The 13,793-nt window shown below is 64.8% G+C and carries 12 protein-coding genes; all 12 read left to right on the top strand.

The genetic code is table 11. The features are described 5' to 3' along the window. Positions 1-27: 27 nt before the first annotated feature. A complete protein-coding gene (gene crcB / locus ACVIGA_RS15855) occupies positions 28-414 on the top strand; it encodes a fluoride efflux transporter CrcB (RefSeq protein ID WP_456667078.1) in 387 nt (128 codons plus the stop codon). 507 nt (positions 415-921) lie between these two features. Next, a complete protein-coding gene (tolQ, locus tag ACVIGA_RS15850) occupies positions 922-1,635 on the top strand; it encodes a protein TolQ (protein ID WP_016846954.1) in 714 nt (237 codons plus the stop codon). A 43-nt stretch (positions 1,636-1,678) separates the two neighbouring features. Further along, entirely contained in the window at positions 1,679-2,146 is a 468-nt protein-coding gene (locus tag ACVIGA_RS15845; protein WP_092123450.1) for a biopolymer transporter ExbD, read from the top strand. Between the two features lie 33 nt (positions 2,147-2,179). Continuing rightward, positions 2,180-3,124, top strand: coding sequence for a protein TolA (locus ACVIGA_RS15840; RefSeq protein ID WP_456667077.1), 945 nt, complete (start codon positions 2,180-2,182; stop codon positions 3,122-3,124). Between the two features lie 72 nt (positions 3,125-3,196). Then, positions 3,197-4,531, top strand: coding sequence for a Tol-Pal system beta propeller repeat protein TolB (gene tolB / locus ACVIGA_RS15835; RefSeq protein WP_223975900.1), 1,335 nt, complete (start codon positions 3,197-3,199; stop codon positions 4,529-4,531). A 184-nt stretch (positions 4,532-4,715) separates the two neighbouring features. After that, positions 4,716-7,040: a putative bifunctional diguanylate cyclase/phosphodiesterase gene (locus tag ACVIGA_RS15830; RefSeq protein WP_456667076.1), complete on the top strand. Its 2,325-nt coding sequence runs from the start codon at positions 4,716-4,718 to the stop codon at positions 7,038-7,040. Between the two features lie 175 nt (positions 7,041-7,215). Next, positions 7,216-7,950: an N-acyl amino acid synthase FeeM domain-containing protein gene (locus tag ACVIGA_RS15825; RefSeq protein ID WP_223975907.1), complete on the top strand. Its 735-nt coding sequence runs from the start codon at positions 7,216-7,218 to the stop codon at positions 7,948-7,950. Positions 7,951-8,221: 271 nt separating this feature from the next. Further along, positions 8,222-8,716, top strand: coding sequence for a peptidoglycan-associated lipoprotein Pal (gene pal / locus ACVIGA_RS15820; protein WP_223975909.1), 495 nt, complete (start codon positions 8,222-8,224; stop codon positions 8,714-8,716). Between the two features lie 250 nt (positions 8,717-8,966). Beyond that, positions 8,967-9,986 (top strand): tol-pal system protein YbgF, encoded by a 1,020-nt coding sequence (gene ybgF / locus ACVIGA_RS15815; RefSeq protein ID WP_456667075.1) that lies wholly within the window; start codon positions 8,967-8,969, stop codon positions 9,984-9,986. Between the two features lie 51 nt (positions 9,987-10,037). Further along, entirely contained in the window at positions 10,038-11,072 is a 1,035-nt protein-coding gene (tilS, locus tag ACVIGA_RS15810) for a tRNA lysidine(34) synthetase TilS (protein ID WP_456667074.1), read from the top strand. Between the two features lie 259 nt (positions 11,073-11,331). Beyond that, positions 11,332-13,254 carry an ATP-dependent zinc metalloprotease FtsH gene (ftsH, locus tag ACVIGA_RS15805; protein ID WP_092123466.1) on the top strand — a complete coding sequence of 641 codons (1,923 nt, stop codon included), beginning with the start codon at positions 11,332-11,334 and terminating at the stop codon, positions 13,252-13,254. Positions 13,255-13,266: 12 nt separating this feature from the next. Continuing rightward, on the top strand, positions 13,267-13,680 hold the full coding sequence (locus tag ACVIGA_RS15800) for a DUF3052 domain-containing protein (protein ID WP_456667073.1): 414 nt from the start codon (positions 13,267-13,269) through the stop codon (positions 13,678-13,680). Positions 13,681-13,793: the final 113 nt, after the last annotated feature.

The raw sequence follows: 13,793 nt of genomic DNA, 5'->3' as shown, positions 1-13,793 counted from the left end.
CTTCTCCACACACCAGCGGGGGCATTGGTGGGTAACGCGGCAAGCTATCTCATCGTCTTTTTCGGCGGCGGTCTCGGCGCAACGTTGCGGCACCTGATCAACGTCACCTGCGCGCGCTGCATCGGCACCGCGTTTCCATACGGCACCTTCATCATCAACATCACGGGCTCGACCGTGATGGGCCTGATCGCCGGCTATCTCGCCTTCAAGGGCGAGGCCTCGCAGCCCTGGCGGCTGTTCCTGATGACCGGCATCCTCGGCGGCTACACCACTTTCTCCGCCTTCTCGCTCGACACCGCGCTGCTCTATGAGCGCGGCGAGCTCGGCCTTGCCGCGCTGTATGTCGCGGGCTCGGTGGTGCTCTCGATCGCCGGCCTGTTCGCCGGGCTTGCGATCGTCAGGCATTTGAGTTGAGTCTTTCACCATCGTCATTCCGGGGCGAGCGAAGCGAGAGCCCGGAATCCATCGCGCCGCACGTCCTGTGGATGAATGGATTCCGGGCTCAGCCCTTCGGGCTGCCCCGGAATGACGGGGGGATGGAGTGGCGCAAGCCATCCTCAACTGTCATCGCCCCTGCTTGACCGGGGCGATCGTGGGGAGGCACGGCCCCCCATCCGGCGCAACCAATTCATCTCCGGAACCCGCTAACCGCCTCCCGCGGCGGCATTTCCCGCCTCCAAATTTCCCTTTGGTAACCTCGCCTTAACCATGATTAGCGTTTGGTTAGGGGCGGAATGAAGCGTGAAAAGCCCTCGTTTTGACATGTTGGCAGGGGAAGCAGGGCCCGGCTTTGGACGGGCCCCCCATGCGACAGATGCAAGAGGCTTTCGCGCAGTTCCGCCGCGCCTGATGCGGCCGTGGAATCGGTGCCGATTGGCGGCCCGCCTGATTAAGGACACTTGCGTTGAGAGGATATTGCCGATGAACCCCGCCGACGTGGCTCAGTCCACGCTGCCACTGGCATCGAGCGATGTGTCGCTGATCGCGCTGTTTTGGCAGGCCCATTGGGTCGTCAAATGCGTGATGTTGGGACTTTTGTCCTGCTCGGTGTGGGTCTGGGCGATCGCGATCGACAAGATCCTGCTCTACGCCCGCACCAAGCGGGCGATGGACAAGTTCGAGCAGGCGTTCTGGTCCGGCCAGTCGATCGAGGAACTCTACCGGGCCCTTTCAGCCAAGCCGACCCAGTCGATGGCGGCCTGTTTCGTGGCGGCGATGCGGGAGTGGAAGCGCTCCTTCGAGAGCCAATCGCGGTCCTTTGCCGGCCTGCAGGCTAGAATCGAAAAGGTCATGAACGTCTCGATCGCCCGGGAAGTCGAGCGGCTGGAACGGCGGCTGCTGGTGCTCGCCACCGTCGGCTCGGCCGGCCCCTTTGTCGGCCTGTTCGGCACCGTCTGGGGCATCATGTCGAGCTTCCAGTCGATCGCGGCCTCCAAAAACACCTCCCTGGCGGTGGTGGCGCCCGGTATCGCGGAAGCGCTGTTTGCCACCGCAATCGGCCTGATTGCCGCAATTCCGGCGACTATTTTCTACAATAAGTTCACTTCGGAGGTGAACCGGCAGGCCGCGCGCCTGGAGGGGTTCGCCGACGAGTTCTCCGCCATCCTGTCGCGTCAGATCGACGAGCGGGGCTGAGACTTATGATGGTCACGATGGTCACCCTTGTGAGCGCACGATCATGGCGATGAGCATGGCAGGGTCCGGCGGTAGCGGCAGACGCCGCCGCGGGCGCAAGCCGGTCATGGCAGAGATCAACGTCACGCCGATGGTCGACGTGATGCTGGTGCTGCTGATCATCTTCATGGTCGCGGCGCCGCTGATGACGTCGAACATCGACATCGACCTGCCGGTCGCGAGTGGCGGCAAGTCGATCTCGTCGAACCAGCCGCCACTGACGCTGTCGGTCAAGCGCACCGGCGGTGGCTGCAACTCGAATGTCGAGCTCTATCTCGGCGACGCGCCGATCACGGCCGCCGATTTTCCGGCCAAGATCAAGGCGATCGGGGACGCCCGGTCGGATGCCGAAAAGGTGGTCTATCTGCGTGGCGACAAGGATGTCTGTTACACGGATATGATGAAATTGCTCGGGGAGGTCCGGGCCGCGGGATTCAAGGCGAATATCGTCATCATCCCGGAAGGTGGATAGGGCCAATGTGCGGCAAGGCACGGGGAGCCTGATTTGAAGGTCAAGGTCGACAAGACACTGGCGGCATCGATTGTCCTGCACGTCCTCGTGATCGGGTGGGGCCTCGTGTCGTTTTCGACCAGGGCGTACGTGATGCCTGAAGAGGATACTGTTGCCGTCGACGTGATCTCGCCCGACCAGCTCTCCCATGTCATGGCCGGCCTGAAGGACGGCAAGAAGGAAAATCCCAAGCCGCTGGTCGAGAAGGTCGCCGAGGCCAAGCCGATGGATGACGCCGTCGGCAAGATTGACGACAAGAAACCGCCTGTCGTGACCGATACCGCGCCGGCGCCGACGCCGAAGGTGGAGAAGCCGGAAGACAAGAAGCCGGATCCGCCGAAGAAGGTCGAGAACAAGCCCGAGAATAAGCCAAAGGAAGAGCCGAAGCCGGTCGAGAAGAAGCCCGATCCGGAGAAGCCCGACCCGATCGCTGAAGCGATCAAGAAGGAAGAGAAGAAGCCGCCGCCGAAGCCGGTCCAGCAGGCTGCCAAGCCACCGCCGGAGCAGAAGCCGAAAGAGCGCACCTTCGACCAGAGCAAGATCGCAGCCCTGCTCGACAAGCGCGATCCGACGCGTGCCTCGGCGACCGGCGATACGCTCAACGCCAATGCCTCGCTCGGCACGGCAAAGGGCAAGGCCGCCGACAACTCCGCGACCTGGGGCGCGATGTTCAAGCAGCAGGTCGAGCGCTGCTGGAAGAAGCCCTATGGCGGCATCGAGGCGCAGCAGACCGAGGCCGTTTTCGAGATCAAGCTGAACCGTGAGGGCAAGCTCGAAGCGCCGCCGGTGCCGGAGGGCACGCCGGGAACGCCCTATTTGCGCGTCTATCAGGAGAGCGCGCTGCGGGCGATCATCGAATGCCAGCCGTACAGACTGCCGGCGGCATTCTTCGAGGAATGGAAGTATTTCGCGCCGGTGTTCACAGAACGGAAGACCTGAGGACAGCCGCGTCGCCTGGCCAACGGCAAGCAAAAGTCACCGACAATGACCAACACGAATGATTTGCGGACCATGAAATTTCGCCTCGACCGTCGACAGATGATCTCCGGAATTGCCGCCCTCGGCGCCCTTGCCGGAAGCCGGAGCGCTTTCGGGCAGGCTGGCCCGAAGCGAATTCCGATTCCGGAAGGTGAATTCGCGCCGGTGCCGATCGCGATCCCGAACTTCGCCGCCGGAACGCCCGGCGACGCCGAGGTCGGCGTCGGCGTCACGCAGGTGATCACCAACAACCTGAAGCGCAGCGGCTTGTTCGCGCCGATCGATCAGGCGGCCTATCTCGAGAAGCAGATCAACATCGACGCGGCGCCGAACTTCAACAATTGGAAGAGCATCAACGCGCAGGCGCTGGTGACCGGCCGCATGACGCGCCAGGGCAACGGGCGCGTGAAGGCCGAATTCCGGCTCTGGGATGTCAACACCGGCCAGCAGCTCGCGGGCCAGCAGTACGACACCTCGGCCGAATACTGGCGGCGGATCGCGCACATCATTTCCGACCAGATCTACGAGCGCATGACCGGCGAGAAGGGCTATTTCGATACCCGCGTCGTGTTCGTCGACGAGAGCGGCGCTGCGGATCGCCGCGTCAAGCGCCTCGCGCTGATGGACCAGGACGGCGCCAATGTGCGCTATCTGACCCGCGGCTCGGATCTCGTGCTGACGCCGCGCTTCTCGCCGTCGACCCAGGAAATCACCTACATGGAGTTCGGCCAGGGCGACCCGCGCGTCTATCTGCTCAACATCGAGACCGGCCAGCGCGAGATCGTCGGCAACTTCCCGGGCATGTCGTTCTCGCCGCGCTTCTCGCCCGACGGCCAGCGCGTCATCATGAGTCTGCAGCAGGGCGGCAACTCCAACCTGTTCGTGATGGATCTGCGCTCGAAGTCGATGACGCGGCTGACCGACACGCCGGCGATCGACACCTCGCCGTCCTACGCGCCGGACGGCACGCGGCTCTGTTTCGAATCCGATCGCGGCGGCAAGCCGCAGATCTATGTGATGCCGGCAACCGGCGGCGCGGCCCAGCGCATCTCGTTCGGCGACGGCACCTATTCAACGCCGGTGTGGTCGCCGCGCGGCGACTACATCGCCTTCACCAAGCAGGGCGGCGGGCAGTTCGCGATCGGCATCATGAAGCCGGACGGCTCCGGCGAGCGCATCCTGACCTCGGGCTTCCACAATGAAGGCCCGACCTTTGCGCCGAACGGGCGCGTCGTGATGTTCTTCCGCGATCCCGGCGGCAACAGCGGTCCGTCGCTGTTCACCATCGACGTTTCCGGGCGCAACGAACTGCGGGTGCCGACCCCCGGTTTTGCCTCCGACCCCGCCTGGTCCCCGCTGTTGTCGTGAGGCTCGCGCAAAGCTGCTCCAGGGAACCCTGGGGCGGTCGGCGCTTCTTACCTAGCGCACTGAAACTTATGCCGAATTTCGGCTATCAATGGATCGCGGCAACGACTCGCTAACGATGTTCCCTCAGAAAGACTTCACCTGCGATCAGTAAGAGTGCGAGCTGAAAAGGACGCGCGCTCTCACAATGCAGTTTGCAAGTCAGACGGGAGAACCGGACCAGTCGATGTCGCCGACGATCTCCGCGGCGCTGGTCGATTCCCTGTTCATGAACCCCGCGCCCATGATCTTCGGCGCCTTCGGCCCCGCCATTGCGGGCGCCGTGATTGCGTTCGTCACTGGCAATCTGCTGTCCTGGCTGTGTGTGCCGCTGTTCATCGTGGTGGGTCTGGCGCGCGCGCTGCAGATGTACCGCTATCAGCAGCGCAGTTCCGGTCTCACCGTCGAAGAGTCCGTGACGTGGGAAAAGCGCTACCGGATCGGCAGTCTCGCCTACGGCATCACGCTCGGCCTATGGGGCGCAGCCGTGCTGCTCACGACCAGCGATGCCGCCGCGCATATGCTTTGCGTGACCACGGTGGTTGCCTACACCTCGGCGGGGGTAGGGCGGACCTTCGGCCGGCCGCAAATCTTCCACCAGCATCTGTTGATGTCGATCGGCCCCCTGATCGCGGCGCTGATGTATGTCGGCGGTCCCTATCACATCGCCCTTGCGCTGCTCAGCCTGGTGTTCTTCAGCGCCATCCGGCACCTCACCTCCAGCCTGCAGCGCATCTACGTCAACGCCTGGATCGCCAAGGAGCGCGAGGCGGCGCTGGCGGGCCAGTTCGATACCGCCCTGAACAACATGCCGCACGGCCTGTGCATGTTCCGCAGCGACGGACGCCTTGCGGTGATGAACCACCGCTTCATCGAGATGATGCAGCTGTCCGACGATTTCGTGCAGCGCGGCGCCAGCGCGACCGACATCTGCAATGCCTGCGTGCTGTCCGGCGCGATCTCGGCCGCGGCCGCACAACAGATTCTCTACGAGATCGAGAGCTCGCAGCGCGGCGACATCGTCACCAGCGACCCCGATCCGGCCCAGAACCGTTCGCTGGACTGGACGTTCCAGCCGATGGCAGGCGGCGGCACGGTCTTGCTGGTCGAGGACATCACCGAGCGCAAGGACGCCGAGGCCAGGATCAGCCATCTCGCGCGCTACGACGAACTGACCGCGCTGCCCAACCGCGTCAATTTCCGCGACGAGATCGGCCGGCTGCTCGCCATGCAGCACGGCGACCATCGCTCCGCATTGCTGTTCGTCGACCTCGACCAGTTCAAGCAGGTCAACGATACACTCGGCCATCCCTGCGGCGACCAGCTGCTCTGCGCGGTCGCCGAACGGCTGCGCGAGATGCTGCGTCCGGAGGATTTCGTGGCGCGGTTCGGCGGCGACGAGTTCGTCGTGTTCCAGCAGAACATCCACTCGCACGAGGACGCCGCCGCGCTGGCGCGGCGCATCGTCGACCGCCTCAGCGAGCGCTACAAGATCGACAACCATCTGGTCGAGATCGGCGCCAGTGTCGGCATCGCGATGACCGCGCCCGGCGTCGGCGCCGACACGCTGCTGAAGAACGCCGACATGGCGCTCTACCGTGCCAAGGCCGATGGCCGCGGCACCTTCTGCTTCTTCCGCGACGAGATGGCCCAGACCGTCGAGGCGCGCCGCATCCTCGAGCTCGATCTGCGCAAGGCGCTCGCCAACGAGGAATTCGAGCTGTTCTACCAGCCGCTGATCAACCTGAAGTCCGGCAAGGTGAGCACCTGCGAGGCGCTGCTGCGCTGGAACCATCCGGCGCGCGGCACCGTCTCCCCGGTCGACATCATTCCGGTCGCCGAGGACATGGGCCTTATCGTCGATCTCGGCCGCTGGATCCTCCGCAAGGCCTGCATGGAATGCATGAAGTGGCCGGAGGCTGTGAGCGTCGCGGTCAATTTCTCGCCGCAGCAGTTCCATCAGCGCGACGTGCTGAGCGAGGTCCGCTACGCGCTCGAGGTCTCCGGTCTGCCGGCCCAACGCCTCGAGATCGAGATCACCGAATCCTCGCTGCTGCACAACACCGAGCTGACCCACGACGTGCTGTCGCAACTGCGCTCGCTCGGCGTGCGCATCTCACTGGATGATTTCGGCACCGGCTACTCGTCGCTTAGCTATTTGCACAATTTCCCGCTGCAGAAGGTCAAGATCGACCGCTCCTTCCTCGAAGGCATCGACAGCGATCGGCCGCTGACCTTGCTGCGCGGCGTGGCGCGGCTGTCCGCGGACCTTGGCATGTCGGTCGTGGTCGAGGGCATCGAGACCAACGAGCAGCTCGAACTTATCAGCGCCGACGGCGCTGTGACCGAGGCGCAGGGATACCTGTTCAGCCGGCCGGTTCCCGCCGTCCGCATCCGCCAGCTGCTCAATGCCTCGCATGGCCGGCGCACGGACGAGCAACTGCACGTGGTTCCCTCGCGCTCAATCGCTTGATCCAGCGCAATATCCTCAATCGATAGTTGTGGAACCTTTCGATTGCACGATTCGAATTGCACCCCTTGCGGTCAGAAGTTAACTGTATTGCCGCGATTGCTTTGACGAAAATTAAGAAGCTGTTAATCTTTTGGCACGCGCGTTGAAGTTGTTGGGTTGTTGAGGGGATTACCACATGAGGTCCGCGGCCGAAGCCATCAAGCCCGCGACAGGAAGGCTTGCGGACCCTCTCGATCAAGTCGACTACCGTCTCGCTCAGACCCCCGAACAAAAAGACGAAATCTACCGGTTGCGTTACCGTGCCTATCTGCGCGAAGGCGCGATCCGGCCCTCGGCGGACGAGCGCGTCGTCGATCAGTTCGACGATGCGCCGAACGCCTGGGTGTTCGGCGTCTATCTGCAAGGCGAGCTCTGCAGCTCGATCCGCATCACCGTGGCGACACCGGAGTGGCGCTCCTCGCCGACGCTCGACGTATTCGGCGATGTGCTGCTGCCGAAACTCGATCAGGGTCTGGTCTTCATCGATTCGACACGCTTCGTTGCGGACCCCGACAAGGCGCGGAACAATCCGGAACTGCCCTATGTCACGGTGCGCCTCGGCTCGACCGCGGGCGTGCATTTCAACGCCGATTACGGCCTGGCACCGGTCCGGCCCGAGCACATGGCGTTCTACCGGCGTGTGTTCCTGCATGAGACCTGGTCGGAGCCGCGGCTCTACCCGGGGCTCGTGAAGCCGGTCGGGTTAATGGCGTCGCATCTGCCGACCGTGCGGGAACGCGTGCTCGCCCGCTATCCGTTCCTGCGCTCGAGCGCCTTCGAACGGCGGATGCTGTTTGAGCGAGAAGGCCTGTTGCAGCCCGACGGTATCGTCCGGCCGTTCGAGCGCGCCTCGATCGTGCCGAATCCCTGAGCAAGCCGGCGTTCTGATCAATCCGACATCGATCGACTGTTGCGTGCGGGCCAAATTGTCCTGCAAAAGCGGCCGGTTCCCGCGAACCTTGCCTTCCCTTCACCATCGCGCCACATTTGCCACCCATTAACCATCGGGGGCGCTTTTCGCCATTGCCTGGCATTTGATCGGGTCGAGCAAGGTCTCGTCAAGGTTGACGGAACGTTCGCTTAACCATCGCCCTGTAGACCCAATGGACAGTACGAAGAGCGTGAGCGTGGAGGCTCCGGGAATGAAACATCAGATGCGTATCCTCCAGGGTATGAAGCTGGCTGCGGTTCTGGCAGTGGCGCTGTCGATGGGTGCCTGCGCCAACAAGAACCCGCTGGACGCCAATGGCGCCATCGGAGGCGCCGCGACCCCGGGCAGCCAGCAGGATTTCGTGGTCAATGTCGGCGACCGCGTGTTCTTTGAGAGCGATCAGACCGATCTCAGTCCGCAGGCGACGGCGACCCTCGACAAGCAAGCGCAGTGGCTGCAGACCTACAACCGTTATTCCTTCACCATCGAAGGTCATGCCGACGAGCGCGGCACGCGCGAATACAACATCGCGCTCGGTGCGCGCCGTGCCCAGTCGGTTCGCTCCTATCTCGCTTCGCGCGGCATCGACCCGAGCCGCATGCGCACCATCTCCTACGGCAAGGAGCGCCCGGTCGCGGTCTGTAACGACATCTCCTGCTGGTCGCAGAACCGCCGTGCCGTCACCGTGCTGAACGCCAGCTCCTGACGCGATCCTGGATTCGTTTTCCAAACCGGCGCCTTCGGGCGCCGGTTTTTGTTTTGGCCGTGTGAGAGCCTGACCCCGGCTTCATCAAGATGAACGAAGCTGCGTGCAATTGGCCGCTTGCTTGTTCCACCGTCCGTACTAAACCGGTATCAGCGACGCTGTCCCGGATTTGAACTGCAAGTCACAATTCCGGCGTACTCCGTCTTTCAATGTCGCTCGCTTTTAACGTCGATCTCGTCGTCAGGGCAAAATGTCATCCAGGCTTCATTTTCTTTCCTCCGCCGCGGCGATCGCGGCGCTGTTCGCCGTTTCCGCACCAGCGTTTGCCCAATCCGACGATTCCGATGCCGAGATGCGGATCGAGCGGCTGGAGAACCAGCTGCGGCAGCTGACCGGGCAGAACGAGGAGCTGCAGTACCGCAACCGCCAGCTCGAGGAGCGCCTGCGCCAGCTCGGCGGCCAGCCGCCCGGCCCCAATGGCCAGCCTGCGGTGGCCCAGCCCGGTGCCGCGGCAGTGCCGCCGGCGCAGCAGGGATACCCGCAAGCTCAGCCCGGCTACGCCCAGCCGCAGCAAGGATATGGCCGGCAGCCGCAGGGCGGCTATGACCAGCAGCAGATCGCCGCGCCCGCGCCGATCGTGCAGGAGCCGGCGCCGGCTGCAGCTCCAGGCCGCCGCGGCCGCGGCGACGCCTTCGATCCGACCCAGAATCCGAATGCCCCCGGCGCTCCGCGTGTGCTCGGTGGCGGCGGCCAGACGCCGATGCAGAGCGATGCGGCGGTCGGCGCGCCCGGCGGCCGCGGAGCGGGCGAGCCGCTCGAGCTCGGCAACACCAGCCCGCAGCGCCCGCCCGGCGCGAGCGCGGCCCTGACCACATTGCCGCCGTCGGCGACGCCGAAGGACGAGTTCGACCTCGGCATCGGCTACATGCAGCGCAAGGACTATGCGCTCGCCGAAGAGACCATGAAGAACTTCGCCACCAAGTATCCGAGCGATCCTTTGGTGGCGGATTCGCAGTACTGGCTCGGCGAAAGCTATTTCCAGCGCCAGCAATACCGCGATGCTGCGGAAACCTTCCTCGGTGTGACCACCAAGTTCGACAAGTCCGTGAAGGCGCCCGACGCGCTGCTGCGGCTCGGCCAGTCGCTGGCGGCGCTGAAGGAAAAGGAAGCCGCCTGCGCCGCGTTTGGCGAGATCTCGCGCAAGTACCCGCGCGCGTCCGGCGGGGTCAAAGCGGCGGTTGACCGCGAGCAGAAGCGCGTGAAGTGCTAAACCAGCAAGGGGAGGCCGCTTCCGGCCTTGCCGCGACCTGCTGGTTCTGTGATGCCCGACGACCAATCCGCCATCCCGGCAAGCGACGCCAAGCGCCTGTTCGCAGGCCTGGCGCGCGCGCCGGCGATCGTGCTCGCGGTGTCCGGCGGTCCCGATTCAGTCGCGCTGATGTGGCTGGTCGCGCGCTGGCGCCGCGCGCTCGCGCAGGGACCGCGGCTGGTGGCGGTCACGGTCGATCATGGCCTGCGTCCTGAAGCGGCCCGCGAGGCGCGCGACGTCAAGCGGCTGGCGCGCAGCCTCGAGCTGCCACATCACACGCTGCGCTGGAGCGGGACCAAGCCCAAAGCCGGCCTGCCGGCAGCCGCGCGTACGGCGCGCTATGGCCTGCTCGCGCAAGCCGCGCGCAAGCACGGCGCGACGCATATCCTGACCGCGCACACCCGTGACGACCAGGCCGAGACGCTGTTGATGCGGATGCTGCGCGGCAGCGGCGTTGCGGGGCTCTCGGCGATGGCGCGCGAGACCGAGCGCGACGGCGTCATGTTGACGCGACCGTTGCTCGATATCTCGAAGGCGCAGCTGATCGCGACGCTGAAGAAGGCGCGCATCAGCTTTGCCGACGATCCGACCAACCGCGATCCGTCCTTCACGCGGCCGCGGCTGCGCGCGCTGATGCCGCTGCTCGCCGAGGAGGGCGGCGATGCGCGGAATCTGGCACGGCTCGCCGCGCGGATCGCGCGCGCCAACGCCGCGCTGGAGGTGCTGGTCGACGGCGCCGAGCGCGATCTTGCGTTGAAAAGCGAGGATAACCTCGATGCGGGCTTCGACGCGGCGCTGTTCGCGATGATGCCGGAGGAGATCCGCCTCCGTCTGCTCAAGCGCACCATCGACCGCACCGGACATGAGGGGCCGGCCGAACTCGGCAAGGTCGAAACCCTGCTCGCCGCGGTCGACGAGGTCGTCAATCGGCCCTTGGGAAAGCGCGAATCCAAGCTGAAACAGACGCTTGCCGGAGCAGTCATCAGCGTCGCCTCCGGCCGCATCAGGATCAGCCCGGCGCCGCCTCGCCGGGCCCGTTCCCGCTGAGCCGGGTTCGATTGTTTCAAGCGCTGTCATAATCCGCCAAGCTGGCTTAACCACCCCGGAAAAACACCGGATTCTGCGTCATTTTTTGACCGGGAATCGGGCTAGGATGCGGTAAATAGTCGTGCGTGGTTCCCTTGGCATCGACCCCAGCGGCACCTAGATTGTAGGGCATCGACGGGATGGATTCCCTGGGGATTCCCACAGAGCCTGCCCAAGGATTAGAGAGAGGCCGCGATCCGCGCGACCACGAAGGAAGACCATGAACGCCAATCTGCGGAATTTCGCCCTCTGGGTCATCATTGTCCTGCTGTTGCTGGCGTTGTTCACGCTTTTCCAGAATCCTGGCCAGCGCTCGTCGTCCTCGGACATCTCGTTCTCGCAGCTTCTCACTGAGGTCGATCAGGGCCATGTCCGCGACGTCGTGATTCAGGGGCCCGAGATTCACGGCACCTTCAACAACGGCACCAGCTTCCAGACCTACGCGCCGAGCGACCCGTCGCTCGTGAAGCGCCTCTATGACGCCAAGGTGCAGATCACCGCGAAGGCGCCCGGCGACAACGTGCCGTGGTTCGTCTCGCTGCTCGTCTCCTGGTTGCCGTTCATCGCGCTGATCGGCGTCTGGATCTTCTTGTCGCGGCAGATGCAGGGCGGCGCCGGCAAGGCGATGGGCTTTGGCAAGTCGCGCGCCAAGATGCTGACCGAGGCGCATGGCCGCGTCACCTTCGAGGACGTCGCTGGCGTCGACGAGGCCAAGCAGGATCTGCAGGAGATCGTCGAATTCCTCCGCGACCCCGGCAAGTTCCAGCGGCTCGGCGGACGCATTCCGCGCGGCGTGCTGCTGGTCGGCCCTCCCGGCACCGGTAAGACGCTGATTGCGCGCGCGGTGGCGGGCGAGGCCAACGTGCCGTTCTTCACGATCTCCGGTTCTGACTTCGTCGAAATGTTCGTCGGCGTCGGCGCGAGCCGTGTCCGCGACATGTTCGAGCAGGCCAAGAAGAACGCGCCCTGCATCATCTTCATCGACGAAATCGACGCTGTCGGCCGTCATCGCGGCGCCGGCCTCGGCGGCGGCAATGACGAGCGCGAGCAGACGCTGAACCAGTTGCTGGTCGAGATGGATGGCTTCGAGGCCAATGAAGGCGTGATCCTAATCGCGGCGACCAACCGTCCCGACGTGCTCGATCCCGCGCTGCTGCGTCCGGGCCGCTTCGACCGTCAGGTCGTGGTGCCGAATCCGGACGTCGTCGGCCGCGAGCAGATCCTCAAGGTCCACGTCCGCAAGGTCCCGCTGGCGCCGGATATCAACCTCAAGACTATCGCGCGCGGCACCCCGGGCTTCTCCGGCGCCGACCTGATGAACCTCGTCAACGAAGCCGCGCTGACCGCCGCCCGCCGCAACAAGCGGATGGTGACGCAGGCCGAGTTCGAAGAGGCCAAGGACAAGGTGATGATGGGCGCCGAGCGCAAGTCGCTCGTCATGACCGAGGAAGAGAAGTTGCTGACGGCCTATCACGAGGGCGGCCACGCCATCGTCGGCCTCAACGTCGTCGCGACCGATCCGATCCACAAGGCGACCATCATTCCGCGCGGCCGTGCGCTGGGCATGGTGATGCAGCTGCCGGAGCGCGACAAGCTGTCGATGTCGCTCGAGCAGATGACCTCGCGCCTGGCCATCATGATGGGTGGCCGTGTCGCGGAAGAGCTGATCTTCGGCCGCGAGAAGGTCACCTCGGGTGCCGCCTCCGACATCGAGCAGGCGACCCGCCTCGCACGCATGATGGTGACGCGCTGGGGCCTCTCGGAAGAGCTCGGCACCGTGTCCTATGGCGAGAACCAGGACGAGGTGTTCCTGGGCATGTCGGTCTCGCGCACCCAGAATGCGTCCGAGGCGACGGTCCAGAAGATCGACTCCGAGATCCGGCGTCTGGTCGAGGAAGGCTACAACGAGGCGACCAAGATCCTCACCGAAAAGCGCCAAGACCTCGAGGCGCTCGCCAAGGGCCTGCTCGAGTTCGAGACGCTGACCGGCGACGAGATCATCGATCTGCTGAAGGGCAAGAAGCCCAACCGGGAGTCGGTGCTGGAGCCGTCGACGCCGCGCGCCTCCGCCGTGCCGCCGGCCGGCAAGCCGCGCCCGCGTCCCGATCCGGACACCGGCATGGAGCCGCAGCCGCAGGCGTAAGCCTCGCCCGCCATGGCCGGCACTTCCGGCAAACCGATTGTGCAAAAGCTCGGCCTCAAGCCGGGCTTTTGTATTTTTGTCGACGGGTTGTCCGTTCCCTATGGCGACATCGTCGGCGAACTGCCTGCCGATCTGCGGATCGCGAAGACCGCGCGGGCGCCGCTCGATGCCGTGCATCTGTTCGCCGCCGAGGCCAAAGGGCTCGCCGCCAAGCTGCAGCGTTATCGCGGGGCGATCGCGCCCGACGGCATGATCTGGGTGTCGTGGCCGAAGAAGAGCTCAGGCGTCGCGACCGATCTTGACGACAAGGTCGTGCGCGCGGCGGGGCTCGCGTTCGGCCTGGTCGACATCAAGGTCTGCGCCGTCGATGCGGTGTGGTCGGGGCTGAAATTCGTGATCCCGGTCAAGGAGCGCGGCAAGCGCTGAGATCGCCGCGGCGAATGGGCTTGGCCTCCGTCGGGGCGCCGTGGCATCCTTAAGGCCAAGCCGACAAACGGCGCGGCCGCGTCATCTGACGCCGCGGCGAGAAAAAGGGGAGG

The organism is Bradyrhizobium sp. USDA 3240 (assembly GCF_054063295.1).
The sequence above is the reverse complement of the archived record's forward strand: the minus strand, read 5'-3'. Positions and strand labels throughout refer to the sequence as shown.